Here is a 16,507-nt window from a genome sequence, read left to right as displayed (position 1 = left end):
TACGGCGTCCATGTCCTATCGGATCATGGCCCTATGGTGCGCTGTGATTTGTGTCACGAAAGTTCACGGTCTCGGTCGTCACGACCGCTTTCGTTGACCTGTGCCGGGGTCGGCGGGTGGTGGGTTGCCTATAGTCAAGCGCCCGCAAATACCCATCGGCTCAGTACGGATACTCCCCCAATGCGTAAGCTCGTTCTCGCTCTGCTTGCCTGCTTCGTTCCGCTCGCCCATGCCAGCGAGGAGGCCATCGAGCGCTTCAACCAAATCATTGCCGACGAGCAGCGGCGCGAGCAGGCCAGCCTGGCCGGCCAGGAGCGCGCGGTATTCTGCGCCTACTGCCACGGTGAAACCGGTAACAGCAAGCGCAAGCACATCCCCAATCTGGCTGGGCAGAATCCGCAGTACCTGTTTTATGCCTTCGAGAAGTTCGCCAGCGGCGAGCGGACCGACTTCGTCATGTCCAAGCTGGCGCAAAACCTGAGCATGGAGGAGCGGGTGAACATCGCAGTGTTCTTCAGCCAGCAGAAGGTCAATCCGCCCGAGGGCCCGGTGAATGCTGCGTTGCGCGGAAGCGGTGAGAAGATCTTCCAGACCACCTGCACCGGTTGCCACGGTGCTCATGCCGAAGGCATGGAGACCATGCCGCGCCTGGCCGGGCAGCCCGACGAATACATCCGCAAGGCGCTGACGCGTTTCCGCGAGAACGACCCGAGCCGCGCCGGCTCGGTAATGATTGGCGTCGCCGCGCAGCTTTCTGCGGCGGACGTGGAGGCGCTGGCGGCCTATCTGTCGCAGCTGAAGCTGACGCCGGCCGAGGAGATGGCCAACATCAACCGTCTACGCAAGACCACCGCCGCCGCTCAGTAACGCTGGATCTGCGCCGGCGTGCGGCGCATCAGCACCTCACCGTTGCGCACCGAGAGCAGGGCATGGCCCTGGGTGCGCAGCATCTCGTAGTCGTCCGGCGCCGACAGCACCAGCAGGCTGGCCGGTCGCCCCACCTCCAGTCCGTAGCGCTCGCCCAGGTTCAGGGTGCGTGCGCTGTTGTCGGTGATCAGGTCCAGGCCGCGCTGCAAGTCCTCGTAGCCGAGCATGTGGCAGATATGCAGCCCCGCCTCGAGGATGCGCAGGATGTTGCCGTTGCCCAGCGGGTACCAGGGGTCGACGATGGAATCCTGGCCGAAGCAGACGTTCATCCCGGCGCGGTCGATCTCGGCCACGCGGGTCAGGCCGCGGCGCTTGGGGTAGGTGTCGAAGCGGCCCTGCAGGTGGATGCTTTCGGTCGGGCAGGAGACGAAGTTGATCTGCGACAGCTTGAGCAGGCGGAACAGCTTGGAGCAGTAGGCGTTGTCGTAGGAGCCCATCGCCGTGGTATGGCTGGCGGTGACGCGTTCGCCCATCTCGCGCACCCGCGCCTCTTCGGCGAGCACTTCGAGAAAGCGCGACTGCGGGTCGTCGGTTTCGTCGCAGTGCACGTCCACCAGGCAGCCACTGCGCTCGGCCAGGTCCATGAGGAACTTGATCGAGCTGACGCCCTGGTCGCGGGTGTTTTCGAAGTGCGGAATGCCGCCGACCACATCGGCGCCCATGGCGATCGCCTCGGTCATCAGCTCGCGACCGCCCTTGAACGACTCGATGCCCTCCTGCGGAAAGGCGACGATCTGCAGGTCGATCAGGTGGCGGGTTTCCTCGCGCACTTCGAGCATGGATTTGAGCGCCGACAGCGTCGGATCGGTAACGTCGACATGGGTGCGCACATGCTGGATGCCGTGGTCGACCAGCATGTCGATGGTTTTCTTCGCCCGCGCCTTGGTGTCTTCGTGGGTCACCAGCGCCTTGCGCTCGCCCCAGCGTTCGATGCCTTCGAACAGCGTGCCGCTCATGTTCCAGGCCGGCTCGCCGGCGGTAAGGGTGGCGTCCAGGTGGATGTGCGGTTCGATGAAGGGCGGCACCACCAGGTTGCTGGCGGCGTCGATATCGCCCTCGCTGGCTTCGGCCGGCGCCTGCTGCGCGCTGATGGCGGCGATGCGCGCGCCGTCCAGTTCGATGCGGTACAGGCCGCTGCGGCCACGCAGGCGGGCGTTGAGGATGTTCATGGTGGCTCCTTGATCAGCGTGCGTCGGTTTGCGTCAGCACCGTGCGCGACAGGGCCAGGCGCTGGCCCTCGTACAGCACAATATAGGCTGCGGCGGCCACCAGTATGCCGACGATGGGCGCCACCCACGGCGAGAAGTAGGCGCAGGCGGCGCCCAGCACATACGCCGCCAGGCCCAGGCTGTTGTACCTGGGCAGGTGCGCTTCGGCCAGCTTCGGGTACTGTCCGCGATGGCGGTAGAAGTAGTCGGCCATGATCACGCCGCCGATGGGCGGGATGATCGAGCCGAGCAGGATCAGAAAGGGGATCAGCAACTCGTACATGCCGCCGAGCGCCAGCAGCGTGCCGACGAAGGCGCCGCCGAGCGTCACCAGGCGGCGGCGCTCGGTGCGCAGCAGGTTGCAGCCGGCAGCGGCGAAGTTGTAGATGGTGTTGTCCTGCGTGGTCCAGAGGTTGAGGAAAAGCATCACCACCGCGGCCATCGACAGGCCCTGCAGCACCAGGACTTCGACGATATCCGGCTGCTGGTAGACGATTGCTCCGTAGGCGCCGGCGACGATCATCAGGCCGTTGCCGAGGAAGAAGCCGATCAGACTGGCCCATACCGCGACCTTGCTGCTACGGGCGAAGCGCGTCCAGTTGGTGGCCTGGGTCGCGCCGCTGACGAAGGTGCCAAAGATCATGGTGATGGCCATGCCGAGGGTCAGGCTTTCGCCCGGCTGTACCGCGAGCAGGCCGTCCAGCCCGCCAATGTCGCGGGTGGCGGTCCAAAGCGATGCGATCAACAGGATCAGCATCGCCGGCACCGCGATGCGCGAGAGCAGATCGAGGCCCTTGTAGCCGACGAAGGCGGTCAGGCAGAAGCCGAAGCCGAACAGCACCATCAACGGCAGCGTCCAGCTTTCCGGCAACGCCAGCAGGCGCACCAGGACGATGGCGATGGTCGCCGTGCCCCAGGCATACCATCCGATCTGGGTGAAGCCGAGCAGGAAATCGGACAGCCGGCTGCCGACCTCGCCGAAGCAGAAGCGCCCCATCAGCACCGAGTTCAGCCCGCTGCGGCAGGCGATCAGCCCGAGCGCGGCGGCGTAGGCGCCGAGCAGCAGGTTGCCGATGACCGCGGCCCAGAGCATGGTCTTGAAGTCGAAGGCCAGGCCGATCTTGCCGCCGGCGAACATGGTGGCGGTGAAGAAGGTGAAGCCGAACAGCAGGATGGAGGTGGACCACAGCCCCTTGCGCGCGCCGGCGGGCACTTCGCTGAGGGGGTAGTCGGTATCGACGGGCTGTTTCATGTTGGATGCTCCGCAAGGTGGATGCGGCAGCGGTGCAGATGCCATGCCATTGCTGACCGATCGGCCAACTCGGCGCGCGGCGCGATGACGCTGTCATCAAGGCTGGCCGTTGCTGGTGCAACGAGCTGGCTGCGCGCACCGGAATGGCGCCGTGGCGCGAAGCTCGCACAAGCGGGGCGACATTCTCTCCCTTGCTGGCCACCGCGTGCGGTGCGGACCTGAACGCGGCGGCCCCGCTGGGCAACAGCGTGGAAAGCCTGGCGCGCGGGGAGATCCGCACCCGCTGATCCCTCAGTAGCTCTTGTAGGGCAGGAACTTGCCGGACAGCACCACATTGACGCGGTCGCCCTTGGGGTCGCTCTGGCGCTGGATATCCATGGAGAAGTCGATGGCGCTCATGATGCCGTCACCGAATTCCTCGTGGATCAGCTCCTTGATGGTGGTGCCGTAGACGTTGACCAGTTCGTACCAGCGGTAGATCAGCGGGTCGGTCGGCACCGCGGTGGGCAGCGAGCCCTTGTAGGGGGCGATCTGCAGCCAGGCGACGGCTTCGTCGGAGAGCTCGAAGAGCTGCCCCAGGGTTTCGGCCTGAGCCTTGTCGAAGGCCATCTGGCCGAGGCAACCGGCAGTGGTCCACTCCTTGGACATGCCGATGCTTTCGGCGACATGCACCCATTTCAGGCCCTTGCGTACCTTGGCGGCGACGATCATCTGGGTGACCTGTTCACGACTGCTGATCATGGCGAATCCTCATCTGGCGAATGCGAGTCAATGGCCGCGCGGGCGCGGCGGGCCTCGGTCGATGCAGGTTCGGTGCCAGGGGTTCAGTCGTATTCGGCCGCCTCGTGCTCACCGAGCAGGCGGCGCTGGCGCGGCGTGGCGGCAGCCAGCACCTCGGGATTGAAACGGAAGTGCAGGTAGGGCGAGAACTTCTGCGCCACCATGCGCCGACCATAGTGGATCTGCAGCAGGTAGCGGCTGCGCACGGCGCTGCGGTTGCGGCTGCCGGCGTGCCAGAGGTCGCTGCGAAACAGCAGCACGTCGCCGGCCTTGCACAGCACCGGCACGGCCGCGCGGCCGTGCCACTGGGTTTCGCCCGGCTGCGGTTTGCGTCCGGCGCGGTGGCTGCCGGGGATCACCAGCGTCGGGCAGAGGTCGGCGTCGATGTCGTCCAGATACAGGTGTGCGGTGCAGACCTGCATCGGCAGCTCGAAGGTGGGGTCGGCGAGCAGGCTTTCCGGCAGCTCCATGGCCAGGTAGTCGGCATGCAGCTCGCCGCCGATAAAGCCCGGGCGGCTGCGCCAGGCGGTCTGGCCGATGATGTGGCAGTCCGTGCCGAGCACCGCCTCGGCCAGTTCGATCACCCCGAGCAGATCGAGAAAGCGCAGCCAGAACGGCGAGCGATTGAAGACGCACTTGTAGTGGTCGTCGACCAGCCCCTGGTAATCCCAGTGGATGGGTTCGAGGCCATCGATGGCTTCGCGCAGCGCCGCGATGCCCGCGGGATCGAGTACGGCAGGCAACAGCACGAAGCCCTGCTGATGCAGGGCGGCGAGCTGTTGCTGAAGGTCGCTGGATTCAGGCATAGCGGCGCTGGCGGATGACTTTCGCTCAGCATAGTCAGCGCGAACGCCCGTTGAAAGCCGGTTGAAAGCTTGCGGCGATACTGTGCCGGCGCTGCTGCGGCAGCCAGTCGCGTGGTCACGAGCCGCGCCACTGCTCTCTCGCTCCGGCGCACCCGGCGGCGTCGCCAGAAGCGGCGTCACCGGCGCGCACCTTCACATCGTTCAGCCCTGCACCACCCGTGCAATGGCCCTGGCCAGATCGTCCAGGCGCTCGGCATCCAGCCCGGCGACGTTGGCGCGGCCACTTTCCACCAGATACACCGAATCTTCGGCGCGCAGCCGGCGTACTTGCTCGGCGGTCAGGCCGGTATAGGAGAACATCCCCCGCTGATGAGCGATGTGGGAGAAGCGCTCGGCCAGCCCATAGGGCGTCAGCGCCTCGACCAGCCCCTGCCGCAGGCTGGCGATGCGTCTGCGCATGCTCTCCACCTCGTCCTGCCAGATCTGCCGCAGCGGCTCATCGGCCAGGATCGTCGCCACCACCGCGGCGCCGTGGGCCGGTGGCGTCGACCAGAGGTTGCGGGCCAGCGACGCGAGCTGGCTGCGCACGTCGAGCAGGCGCTCGGCATCGCTGGTGACGGCGATCAGCGCGCCGGTACGCTCGCGGTAGAGGCCGAAGTTCTTCGAGCAGGAACTAGTGATGAGCATTTCCGGCAGCGTCTCGGCGAACAGCCGTACGGCCCAGGCGTCCTCTTCCAGTCCGTCGCCGAAGCCCTGGTAGGCGAAGTCGAACAGTGGCAGCAGCTCGCGCGCACGCACCACGTCCAGCACCCGCAGCCAGTCGTCGTGATTCAGGTCGAAGCCGGTGGGGTTGTGGCAGCAGGCGTGCAGCAGCACCACGTCACCAGGCGGCACCTGTTGCAGCGTGGCGAGCATGCCGTCGACATCGAGGTGGTTGTCGGCGCGGACGTAGGGGTAGTGCTGCACGCGCAGGCCGGCGGCGGCGAACAGGGTTTCGTGAATCGGCCAGGTGGGATCGCTCAGCCAGATGCTGCGCCCTGGCAGGCACTTGGCGATGAACTCACCGGCCAGACGCAGCGCGCCGGTGCCGCCCGGCGCCTGGGTGCAGCCGGCACGTTGCTCGCCGAGGGCAATGGCGCGGCTGCCGAGCACCTGACGCAGCAAGAGGGCACCGAACTGGGCGTCGCCGTGGCCGCCGATGTAGCTCTTGGTCTGCTCACTGTCCAGCAGGCGCTGCTCGGCCAGCTTCACCGCGCGCGGGATCGGCGTCAGGCCCTGGGCGTCCTTGTAGACGCCGACGCCGAGGTCGAGCTTGGCCGGGTTGGTGTCGGCGCGATACAGGTCCATCAGGCCGAGGATCGGGTCGCCGGGCACGCGGGGAATCTGGCCGAAGCGCATTACTTGCGGCCCTCCGCGCTGGCGGCGAGCTGGTCGGTGCGGGCGGCCATGATGAAGTCGTTGCGGTGCAGGCCGCGCATCTCGTGGCTCCACCAGGTGACGGTGACCTTGCCCCACTCGGTGAGCAGGGCGGGATGGTGGCCGACTTCCTCGGCGATGGCGCCGACTGCGTTGGTAAAGGCCAGGGCGTGGCGGAAGTTGCGGAACAGGAAGACACGTTCCAGCTCCATGTGGTCGCCGCGCACTTCGATGTTCCAGTCGGGGATTTCGCGGATCAGCTCGGCCAGTTCTTCATCGGACACCTTGGGTGCATCGGCGCGGCAGGCTTCGCATTGGGCTTGGGCGAGGGCGGTCATGGTGTAGGTCCCTTTCTTGATGATTGAAGTCGTTCGAAGGTTGAAGCTTAGGCAAGTGGTGGGCTGAAGCCCACCCTACAGAACAGATGGCGCCCGTAGGGTGGGCTTTAGCCCACCACGAGCATCACTCAGGGCCGAATCATGCCGCCTTCGGCGGAAACTTCGGCTGGTGCAGGCCCATGCGCATGGCCTCGCGCACCATTGCCATGATGTCCTGCTGGGCGAGGTCGAACAGTTGCTTGAGGTCCGGCAGGACGAAGTACAGCGGCTGCAGGATGTCGATGCGATAGGGCGTGCGCATCGCCTCCAGCGGGTCGAACGGCTGGTGCTCGGGTTCGGCGGACAGGCTGTAGAGCGTTTCCTTCGGCGAGGAAAGGATGCCGCCGCCATAGATGCGCCGGCCTGCGGGCGTATCCACCAGGCCGAACTCGACGGTCATCCAGTACAGGCGGGCAAGGAACACCCGCTCCTCCTTGCTGGCCTCGAGGCCGAGCTGGCCGTAGGTGTGGGTGAATTCGGCGAACCAGGGGTTGGTCAGCAGCGGGCAGTGACCGAAGATCTCGTGGAAGATGTCCGGCTCCTGCAGGTAGTCCAGCTCTTCCGGGGTGCGGATAAAGGTCGCGACGGGAAAACGCTTGCTCGCCAGCAGTTCGAAAAAGCGTTGGAAGGGGATCAGCGCCGGCACGCGCTCCACCTGCCATCCCGTGGTGGCGGCCAGCACGCGGTTGATCTCGCCGAGCTGCGGAATGCGCTCGTGGGGCAGGGCGAGCTGCTCGAGGCCGTCGAGGTACTCGTCGCAGGCGCGCCCGTCGAGCAGTTTCAGCTGACGCTCGACCAGCGTCTGCCACACCGCGTGCTCGGCGTCGGGGTAATGAATATGCCCCTGCGCGTCCGGTTCGCGGGCTACGTAGTGGGTGGTCTTCATCGCTTCTCCTGGGCCGCTTGGGCATCTTGTTGTTGCCCTCATTCGAACGCGAAGGCGTGCCGCGGGGGAGAGGCGCTGTGGCGCAATGTCGCATGTGCACGGTGTTGCGCTGTAAGAAATCCATGACAGGTAGGTCGGCAGCCGGATCGGCGGCGTTGCCAATCGAGCAAACTGTCAAATAATCTTGACGATAATTTGCGCTGCACTGCAGCGCCGGCCCCACAACAAGACAACAGGGCTCCGCCATGCGTATCAAGATTCTCTGCCAGAACCGCGTCGGCATTCTGCGCGACATGCTCAACCTGCTGGTGGATTACGGCATCAACGTGGCCCGCGGCGAGGTGGGCGGCGAGCAGGGCAATGCCGTCTACCTGCACTGCCCCAACCTGATGAACCTGCAGTTGCAGGCGCTGCGGCCGAAGATCGAGGCGCTGCCCGGCGTGTTCGAGCTGCGCAAGGTCAGCCTGATGCCCAGCGAGCGGCATTCCCTGGAACTCAATGCACTGCTCGGCGCGCTGGAATTCCCCGTCCTCTCCATCGACATGAGCGGTGCCATCGTTGCCGCCAATCGTGCCGCTGCGCAGCTGCTCGGCGTGCGCGTCGACGAGGTCCCGGGCATGAGCCTGTCGCGCTACGCCGAGGACTTCGACCTGCCCGAACTGGTGCGCGCCAACAAGGCGCGGATCAACGGGCTGCGGGTGAAGATCAAGGGCGATGTGTTCCTCGCCGACATCGCCCCGCTGCAATCCGAACACGACGACAGCGAGGCACTGGCCGGCGCGGTGCTGACCCTGCACCGCGCCGACCGGGTCGGCGAGCGCATCTACCAGGTGCGCAAGCAGGAGCTGCGCGGCTTCGACAGCATCTTCCAGAGCTCGAAAGTGATGGCCGCGGTGGTGCGCGAGGCGCGGCGCATGGCACCGCTGGATGCGCCGCTGCTGATCGAGGGCGAGACCGGCACCGGCAAGGAACTCTTGGCGCGCGCCTGTCACCTGTCGAGCCCGCGTGGCCAGTCACCCTTCATGGCGCTCAACTGCGCCGGCCTGCCGGAGTCGATGGCCGAGACCGAGCTGTTCGGTTACGGCCCCGGCGCCTTCGAAGGCGCGCGGCCGGAAGGCAAGCTCGGCCTGCTGGAGCTGACCGCCGGCGGCACGCTGTTTCTCGATGGCGTCGGCGAGATGAGCCCGCGGCTGCAGGCCAAGCTGCTGCGCTTCCTGCAGGACGGCGGCTTCCGTCGGGTCGGCAGCGATGAGGAGGTCTATCTGGATGTGCGGGTGATCTGCGCGACGCAGGTCGATCTGTCCGAACTCTGCGCCAAGGGTGAATTTCGCCAGGATCTCTATCACCGGCTCAACGTGTTGTCGCTGCACATTCCGCCGCTGCGCGATTGTCTGGACGGACTGCAGCCGCTGGCGCTGCACTTCATCGATCAGGCCAGTCGGCAGATCGGCTGTGCGCTGCCGGCGCTCTCGCCGCAGGCGCTGGAGCGCCTGGCCGGTTATCACTGGCCGGGCAACGTGCGACAGCTGGAGAACACCCTGTTCCAGGCGGTTTCGCTGTGCGAGGGCGGCATCATCAAGTCCGAGCACATCCGTCTGCCGGGCTACGGTGCGGCGCAGCCATTGGGTGATTTCTCGCTGGAGGGCGATCTGGCCAGCATCGTCGGGCGCTTCGAGAAGGCCGTGCTGGAAGGGCTGTACAAGCAGTTTCCTAGCAGCCGTCAGCTGGGCAAGCGCCTTGGCGTGTCGCATACCACCATCGCCAACAAGCTGCGCGAGCATGGCGTGGGCAAGACGGAAAACTGAGCGCAGGCCGGGAGGAGCGCTCCGGTTCAGCACTCGATGATGTTTACCGCCAATCCGCCGCGAGCGGTTTCCTTGTATTTGCTTTTCATATCGGCGCCGGTCTGGCGCATGGTGCGGATCACCTTGTCCAGCGAGACGAAGTGCCGACCATCACCACGCAAGGCCATGCGCGCCGCGTTGATCGCCTTCACCGCGCCCATGGCGTTGCGCTCGATGCAGGGCACCTGGACCAGCCCGCCGATCGGATCGCAGGTCAGCCCGAGGTTGTGCTCCATGCCGATCTCGGCGGCGTTCTCGACCTGCTGCGGGGTGCCGCCGAGCACTTCGCACAGCGCGCCGGCGCCCATGGAGCAGGCCACGCCCACCTCGCCCTGGCAGCCGACTTCGGCCCCGGAAATCGAGGCGTTCTCCTTGTAGAGGATTCCGATCGCAGCGGCGGTGAGCAGGAAGCGCACCACGCCGTCCTCGTCTGCGCCCGGGACGAAGCGCATGTAGTAATGCAGCAGCGCCGGAATGATGCCTGCCGCGCCATTGGTCGGCGCGGTGACCACGCGGCCGCCGCTGGCATTCTCTTCGTTGACCGCCAGCGCATAGAGGTCGACCCAGTCGAGGACATTGAGCGCGTCGCGCAGGTTGGCCTCGGGATGCTCGCTGAGCTGGCGGTAAAGCCCGGCAGCGCGGCGGCGCACCTTGAGCCCGCCGGGCATCACGCCTTCGGTGCGGCAACCGGCATCGACGCAATCCTGCATGACCTGCCAGATGCGCAGCAGTCCGTCGCGGGTCTCTGCTTCCGGCCGCCAGGCGGCTTCGTTGGCCAGCATCAGCTGGCTGATGCTCATGTCTTGCGCGGCACAGTGATCGAGCAGTTCAGCCGCGCTGTGAAAGGGGTACGCCAGCGCGGTGGCATCCTCGACGATGCGGTCGCTGCCGGCGGCCTGCTCGTCGACGACGAAGCCGCCGCCCACCGAGTAGTACTCGCGGCTGCGCAGCTGCAGACCGGCGGCGTCGAAGGCGCGGAACACCATGCCGTTGGGATGGAACGGCAGCGGCCTGCGAATGAAGGCGAGCTGAGCCTTGCTGTCGAAGGGAATAGGATGCCGGCCGAGCAGCTGCAGTTCGCCACGCTCGCGGATCGTCGCGAGGCGGGCCGGGATGCTGTCGGTATCCACCGATTCGGGCTGCTCGCCCTCCAGTCCGAGCAGCACGGCCCTGTCACTGCCGTGGCCCTTGCCGGTAGCGCCGAGCGAGCCGTACAGCTCGACCCTGAGGCTGGCAGTGGCGGCCAGCAGTTCGTCGCGCTGCAACCCGTCGGCGAAGCGCCATGCGGCGCGCATGGGGCCGACGGTGTGCGAGCTGGACGGGCCGATGCCGATCTTGAACAGGTCGAAGACGCTGAGGGACATGGGGTGCTCCGAGGCAGGGCTTGTATCAGCCTAGACCGTTCCGCGGTCAACAAGGTTGATCGCGATCGGTCTGGCTCGCTGCTCATCGGCAGGCGTTTGTGCCCGCTGGCGATGACCGTTGCGCCGCTCACCGCGAGCCGCCCCAGGGGTTGGCCTCCAGGCTGTTGTGCACGGCGGTCGCGGCCTGGGCAGCCTGGCCGATGGCGACACTGATCTGCTTCAGCCCCGGCGTCACGTCGCCGATCGCGTAGAGGCCGCGCAGCGAGGTCTGCAGGTGCGCGTCTACCTGCAGGGCGCCGCATTCGTCGCAGTCGATGCCGAGCTGGATGGCGAGCTCGGAGCGAAAGCGGGCGCCCAGGCTGGGATAGATGATGTCGAAGTGATGTCGCTCGCCGCGGCAGGTCAGCAGCTCGATACCGGTTTCGCAGGGATGCAGCGATTCGACGCGGTCGCCGATCACCTGGATGGCGTAGTGCTCGGCGAGCGCGATGGCCTGGTCACAGGCATCCTGCTCGCCATGCACGACCACGGTGACCCGGTCGGTGAAGGTGCGCAGGAAGACCGCATGGGAAATGGCATTCTCCGCTTCGCCGTAGACCGCGACGTTATCGCCATCCACTTCGTAGCCATCGCATATCGCACAGAGCCTCAGCTTGCCATCGGCGATGGCGTCTTCGGCGCCCGGCATGTCCGGCAAGGTGTCTTCGATACCGGTGGCAAGAATGATGCGCCGTGCCGTGCAGGTGGTCGCGCCGAAGCGAACACTGAAACCCTCGGCACCGGGTTCGATATGTTCGACGCGGCCATGTTCGAGCCGTGCACCATAACCGCTGGCCTGTTCACGCAGTCTGGCCAGCAGGTCGTTGCCGGAGATACCCGGCGGAAAGCCCGGATAGTTGCGCGAGCGTGGGATCCAGGACGCCCGGCTCGAACCGGCATCCACCACCAGGCAGCTGCGGCGAAAACGCGCCAGGTACAGCGCGGCGGTCAGTCCGGCAGGGCCGCCGCCGACGATCAGGCAGTCGTAGCCGACGGCAGTGGGCGCGGGGGGTGTGCTGGTCATGGCAAAGGGCGTCGAGGTCTGGGACATGTCTGTTATGAAGAGCAACCAGGTCGTGAAGTTCGCCGGAATCGATGGCCGGCCACGGCAACGGCTGAAATGCAGTGAGGGCAGATCCGACAAAACCAGCGCCGATCGTGTCAGTTGCTTGCGTGGTGCGGTGCGATATGGCTGCGAAACGACGACCTCCCGTAGCGATCTAGCGTGAAACAGTTGGCAAAAGGACCTCGCATGATGGCGTCGTGCTTGTAGCGCTCTGGCGGATGCCGAACACTTCGCATCGCTGCCGCAGGCGACAGAGGGCGTTTGCCATGCAGCCGATTCCAATAAAGGCAGCCGCCGGCGAACAGCGCCCGGAATGAGCTGCCCCTCCGCTCGATGGGGCTGGTGCACGCGCACCGCTTTGTGTCCCGAACACATCATGGTACGACCCGGCGGTGCTCACGAGGCGCCGGCCGGGCACTTGCATTTGGGGGTTACATGTTCAGGTCTTGCTTGGCTGCACTGGGTGCGGCGTTGTTCCTAACGGCCGCGCCGGCGATGGCCGCCGAAGAGGGTCCGATTGTCATCAAGTTCGCCCACGTGGTAGCGGACGACACGCCGAAGGGCAAAGGGGCGCTGCTGCTCAAGCAGTTGGTCGAGGAGCGCATGGCGGGCAAGATCAAGGTCGAGGTCTATCCGAACTCGACCCTGGTCGGGGACGCCGAAGAGATGCAAGCGCTGTTCGACAACAAGGTGCAGCTGCTGGCGCCGTCGATGTCCAAGTTCGCGCCGTACACCAAGAAACTGCAGGTGTTCGACCTGCCGTTCCTGTTCGATGACGCCGAGGCACTGCAGCGCTTCCAGAAGCGTGAAGCCGCACGCCAGTTGCTGCACTCGATGGCCGAGCACGGGGTGTACGGGCTTGCCTATTGGAACAACGGCTTGAAGCAGCTATCGGCTACCGTACCTCTGCGCAAGCCGAGCGATGCCGCAGGGCTGAAGTTTCGTATTCAGCCGTCGCCGGTGCTGGAGGCGCAGTTCGCCGCGGTTGGTGCCCAGTCCGTCGTGCTGCCTTTCGCCAAAGTCTATGAGTCGCTCAAGGGCGGTGTCGTGCAGGGCGCGGAGAACCCCTGGTCGAACATCCTCAGCCAGAACATGCACAGTGTTCAGCCCTATATCACCGAGAGCAACCATGGCGTGCTCGACTACATGCTGATCACCAACAACGAGTTCTGGCTGAGCATGCCGTTCGCCGTGCGTTCGGAGCTGGAGGGGATCATTCTCGAGGTGACCCAGGCGGTGAACCGCGAGGCTGCTGCGGTCAATCGCCGTGATCGCGACCGGATCCTTGCCAGCGGCAGCAGCCAGCTGATCACCCTGACGCCGGACGAGCGTCAGGCCTGGCGCGAGCAGATGTTGCCGGTGTGGAAGTCCTACGAAGCGGATATCGGTGCCGACCTGATCCGCGCCGCCATGACGGTCAACCGTCGTCGTTGATCGTTCCGCCCAGCTCCCCGGCCAGGCAGGCCGGCGAGCTGGGGCGCCCCAGCCGCTGCATTTCATCCTCCAGCCATTCGGCCAACACCTGGGCATTGTTCTGCTGTTCGTCTCGTGCGGCGTAGAGCAGCGTCAATGGGCCGCGTTCGGCCATCTCCAGCAGCGGCCACCAGTGCTCGGGGCGGGCTGCCAGCTCCTTCTGGTAACGCCGACGGAACTCCGCATAGTCGAGCGTGCCGCCCTTGAAAGCCTGGCGTAGCGCGGTCGAAGGCGCGACGTCTGGCAGCCATGCCGCCAGCGCCAGGCTGTCCTTGCGACAGCCCCTGGGCCAAAGCCGGTCGACCAGCACACGTTGGCCATCGGTCTCGCTTGCTGGCTCATATACGCGTCTGCAGCGAATCATCGGGAAGGGTCTCCGCAGCCTGATCCGTCAAGCATAGGTAAAAAATACGGATTGCTCAGGGTATAAAAAACTCTTGTGTAGGTTGTTAGGACCTAAATCTTTCGGGTTAAAAATACCCGAAACGCTTTATCTCTTTGATTTTATAGGCATTAAATGTCGGCACGCTTCGTGTAGAGAAGATGGGGTGGCAAAACCTATATCCGACAGGAGCGTGACATGAAAAAGGTAATGGTAGTGGTGGCGACCGTGGTAGTTCTGGGCAGCAGCCTGGTCAGGGCGGACGAGATTCTCGAAGTGCATCAGGACCGTGCCGTTGGTGGTGGTTTCGGTGGGCTCAGCGGTTTCATGCTCGGGGCGGCGGCGGGCGGCCCGATCGGTGCGCTGGTTGGCGGCGGCGTCGGTTACCTGCTGGGGCAGGGCGCACAGCAGGCGGCGGGGCTGGAGCAAACGCGCTATGTGGTCCGGCGTGAGGACGGCAGCGTCGCCCGCATCCGTACCTCCGATGACCGCTTCCTGCGCGGACTGCATATCGAGCGCGACGGCAGTCGGATCACCGCCTCGGCAGAATGATCGCCGGCGGGTAGTGCGTGGCGCGCTGTTTGCGGGATGATCGGGGCTGACATCGCCAGAGGAGGCACAGATGAGTTATTCCGTTCTGCACGTGGTGCACCTGCTGGCCGCGATCTTCTTCATCGGTACGCTGTTCTTTGAAGTGATGATTCTCGGCCGTATCCGCGAGCAGATCGGCGAGCAGACGATGCCGCTGGTCGAGCGCGCCGTCGGTGCGCGTTCGCGGGTGGTGCTGCACTGGGTCGTGCTGTTCGTCTACGGCGCGGGCATCGGCCTGGGCTGGTATCACCGCGAAGCGCTGGCCGACCCGCTGGCCAGCAGCTTCGCCACCTTGCTGATGCTGAAGATTGTGCTGGCGATCGGCGTGTTCTTCACCTTCGGCCTGGTCGCCATCCTGCTGCGCAAGGGGCGCATGACGCCGGCCCGCTATCGGGCGATCCACTGGGCCATCTTTGTGCAGATGATCGGCATCGTGCTGTTGGCCAAGGGCATGTTCTACGTGCATTGGTGAGGCTGCGCTGCATACCCAGTTTCGTCGGTTGCGGTGATGACCACGGTCAATTCTATTGAGGCTTCGTTGCATGTTTATCGGGCCTGATTCAGTCATCGCAGCCTCGTTGCTTTAGCGGCTGCGGGAACTAAGGTGGCTGCATCGTTTCCCGATCAGCAGAGGTTGCCCATGGATTTTGCCTACAGCCCACGTGTCGAGGCGCTGCGTCAGCAACTGCGCGCCTTCATGGACCAGTACATCGTGCCGCGAATAGGCGCCTGGCATGCCGAGGTAGCGGCCGGACAGTATCCCGTCTCCTTCATGGACGATCTCAAGGCGCTGGCGCGTACGGAAGGGCTGTGGAACCTGTTCCTGCCGTCGCTCGGCGAGGATGAGCCGGGGATGGGCCTGAGCAATCTCGAGTACGCGCCGCTGGCGGAGATCATGGGGCGCGTGCACTGGGCCTCCGAGGTGTTCAACTGCAACGCGCCGGATACCGGCAACATGGAGCTGCTGCACATGTTCGCCACGCCCGAGCAGCGTCAGCGCTGGCTCACGCCGTTGCTCGAAGGCGAGATCCGCTCGGCCTTCGCCATGACCGAACCGGACGTGCCGTCTTCCGACGCTACCAACATCCAGACGCTGATCCGTCGCGACGGCGACGACTACGTGATCAACGGCCGCAAGTGGTTCATCACCAATGCCTCGCATCCCAACTGCAAGCTCCTGATCGTGATGGGCAAGACCGACCCGAACGCCGAGACCCATCAGCAGCAGAGCATGATCCTGGTGCCGTTCGACACACCCGGTGTCGAGCTGGTGCGTAACATCCCGGTGATGAACCACATCGCCCCGGAAGGTCACAGCGAACTCCTGCTGCGCAATGTGCGGGTGCCGGCGAGCAACCTGTTGGGTAGGGAGGGCGACGGCTTCATGATGGCGCAGGCGCGCCTGGGGCCAGGGCGCATTCACCACTGCATGCGCTCGATCGGCATGGCCGAGCTGGCGCTGGAACTGATGGTCGAGCGCTGCCAGGAGCGCAAGGCGTTCGGCAAGTACCTGCAGCAGTATTCCAATGTCGCCGACTGGATCGCCGAGTCGCGTATCGAGATCGAGCAGGCGCGACTGCTGGTGCTCAAGACTGCCTGGATGATCGACGAGGTCGGCGCCAAGGCGGCGCGCAAGGAAATCTCGATGATCAAGGCGCTGGTGCCGCGCATGCACATCAACGTGGTCGACCGCGCGATCCAGGTCTACGGCGCCATGGGCCTGACGCCGGACACGCCGCTGGCCGACATGTGGACCGGTGGCCGCGCCCTGCGCTTTGCCGACGGCCCGGATCAGGTGCATCTGCGCAGCATTGCGAAGATGGAAATCAAGGCCAGTGAAGCCAGCCGCGGTGCCACGGCGGCTTATCTCACCCCGCCTGGTCGTCACTGATCGTGATTGCTGCTGGCCGCGCGACGCCACTGCGCGCGGCCTATCTCCCTTCTCGTGTATGCTCCGTCCTGGCGCGCTAGCTTGCGTCTCTCTCCTACTGGCCTAGGCTAGTCATAACAACGTCTTTGTTCACGGTCATGGTGTTCTTTGACATGGGACAACGAAAACAGTCGCCGGGGGAGTCCTTGATTGCAATCAAGGGGAG

The 16,507-nt window shown here is 65.3% G+C and carries 16 protein-coding genes; 6 read left to right on the top strand and 10 right to left on the bottom strand.

Annotated features, from left to right (window positions below; genetic code table 11):
- Positions 1-180: 180 nt before the first annotated feature.
- The gene (locus tag NAO55_RS08340; protein ID WP_102838641.1) at positions 181-867 is read left to right on the top strand and encodes a c-type cytochrome; all 687 of its coding nucleotides are present in this window, start codon (positions 181-183) and stop codon (positions 865-867) included.
- Here the strand turns inward: NAO55_RS08340 and codA are convergent.
- From codA to phhA, 7 genes are all read right to left on the bottom strand, one after another.
- A complete protein-coding gene (codA, locus tag NAO55_RS08335) occupies positions 861-2,096 on the bottom strand; it encodes a cytosine deaminase (RefSeq protein ID WP_063542007.1) in 1,236 nt (411 codons plus the stop codon). The two genes, NAO55_RS08340 and codA, sit on opposite strands and share 7 nt — an antisense overlap.
- Positions 2,097-2,109: 13 nt before the next feature.
- On the bottom strand, positions 2,110-3,387 hold the full coding sequence (codB, locus tag NAO55_RS08330) for a cytosine permease (protein WP_102838640.1): 1,278 nt from the start codon (positions 3,385-3,387) through the stop codon (positions 2,110-2,112).
- Between the two features lie 291 nt (positions 3,388-3,678).
- Positions 3,679-4,128: a cyanase gene (gene cynS, locus NAO55_RS08325; RefSeq protein WP_102838639.1), complete on the bottom strand. Its 450-nt coding sequence runs from the start codon at positions 4,126-4,128 to the stop codon at positions 3,679-3,681.
- An 83-nt stretch (positions 4,129-4,211) separates the two neighbouring features.
- Complete coding sequence (locus NAO55_RS08320; protein ID WP_102838638.1) at positions 4,212-4,973, bottom strand: phytanoyl-CoA dioxygenase family protein; 762 nt, start codon at positions 4,971-4,973, stop codon at positions 4,212-4,214.
- A gap of 201 nt (positions 4,974-5,174) precedes the next feature.
- Positions 5,175-6,371: an amino acid aminotransferase gene (locus tag NAO55_RS08315; RefSeq protein WP_102838637.1), complete on the bottom strand. Its 1,197-nt coding sequence runs from the start codon at positions 6,369-6,371 to the stop codon at positions 5,175-5,177.
- Positions 6,371-6,727, bottom strand: a complete 357-nt coding sequence (locus NAO55_RS08310) for a 4a-hydroxytetrahydrobiopterin dehydratase (RefSeq protein WP_011914586.1) — start codon at positions 6,725-6,727, stop codon at positions 6,371-6,373. The genes NAO55_RS08315 and NAO55_RS08310 overlap by 1 nt, the downstream gene beginning before the upstream one ends.
- Before the next feature lie 139 nt (positions 6,728-6,866).
- Positions 6,867-7,652 (bottom strand): phenylalanine 4-monooxygenase, encoded by a 786-nt coding sequence (phhA, locus tag NAO55_RS08305; RefSeq protein WP_063542015.1) that lies wholly within the window; start codon positions 7,650-7,652, stop codon positions 6,867-6,869.
- Between the two features lie 245 nt (positions 7,653-7,897).
- On the opposite strand from phhA, the gene NAO55_RS08300 reads away from it, so the two are divergent.
- A complete protein-coding gene (locus NAO55_RS08300; protein WP_102838636.1) occupies positions 7,898-9,457 on the top strand; it encodes a sigma-54-dependent transcriptional regulator in 1,560 nt (519 codons plus the stop codon).
- A gap of 26 nt (positions 9,458-9,483) precedes the next feature.
- On the opposite strand, the gene NAO55_RS08295 is transcribed toward NAO55_RS08300, so the two are convergent.
- Positions 9,484-10,860 (bottom strand): L-serine ammonia-lyase, encoded by a 1,377-nt coding sequence (locus NAO55_RS08295; RefSeq protein WP_102838635.1) that lies wholly within the window; start codon positions 10,858-10,860, stop codon positions 9,484-9,486.
- Between the two features lie 127 nt (positions 10,861-10,987).
- Positions 10,988-11,923 (bottom strand): NAD(P)/FAD-dependent oxidoreductase, encoded by a 936-nt coding sequence (locus tag NAO55_RS08290; protein WP_102839649.1) that lies wholly within the window; start codon positions 11,921-11,923, stop codon positions 10,988-10,990.
- A 477-nt stretch (positions 11,924-12,400) separates the two neighbouring features.
- On the opposite strand from NAO55_RS08290, the gene NAO55_RS08285 reads away from it, so the two are divergent.
- Entirely contained in the window at positions 12,401-13,399 is a 999-nt protein-coding gene (locus NAO55_RS08285; RefSeq protein WP_197932486.1) for a TRAP transporter substrate-binding protein, read from the top strand.
- Here the strand turns inward: NAO55_RS08285 and NAO55_RS08280 are convergent.
- The gene (locus NAO55_RS08280) at positions 13,383-13,802 is read right to left on the bottom strand and encodes a DUF488 domain-containing protein (RefSeq protein WP_102838633.1); all 420 of its coding nucleotides are present in this window, start codon (positions 13,800-13,802) and stop codon (positions 13,383-13,385) included. The two genes, NAO55_RS08285 and NAO55_RS08280, sit on opposite strands and share 17 nt — an antisense overlap.
- 216 nt (positions 13,803-14,018) lie before the next feature.
- Between NAO55_RS08280 and NAO55_RS08275 the strand changes: the two genes are divergently transcribed.
- The 3 genes from NAO55_RS08275 to NAO55_RS08265 all read left to right on the top strand — a co-directional run bounded on the left by NAO55_RS08275 (position 14,019) and on the right by NAO55_RS08265 (position 16,302).
- Positions 14,019-14,372 carry a hypothetical protein gene (locus NAO55_RS08275; protein ID WP_102838632.1) on the top strand — a complete coding sequence of 118 codons (354 nt, stop codon included), beginning with the start codon at positions 14,019-14,021 and terminating at the stop codon, positions 14,370-14,372.
- Positions 14,373-14,442: 70 nt separating this feature from the next.
- Positions 14,443-14,883 carry a CopD family copper resistance protein gene (locus tag NAO55_RS08270; RefSeq protein WP_063542029.1) on the top strand — a complete coding sequence of 147 codons (441 nt, stop codon included), beginning with the start codon at positions 14,443-14,445 and terminating at the stop codon, positions 14,881-14,883.
- Positions 14,884-15,051: 168 nt separating this feature from the next.
- Positions 15,052-16,302 carry an acyl-CoA dehydrogenase family protein gene (locus tag NAO55_RS08265; protein WP_102838631.1) on the top strand — a complete coding sequence of 417 codons (1,251 nt, stop codon included), beginning with the start codon at positions 15,052-15,054 and terminating at the stop codon, positions 16,300-16,302.
- Positions 16,303-16,507: the final 205 nt, after the last annotated feature.

This window comes from Stutzerimonas frequens (assembly GCF_024448335.1).
Lineage (GTDB): Bacteria > Pseudomonadota > Gammaproteobacteria > Pseudomonadales > Pseudomonadaceae > Stutzerimonas > Stutzerimonas frequens.
Note: the sequence above shows the minus strand (reverse complement) of the source record. Positions and strands in the feature narration are given on the sequence as shown.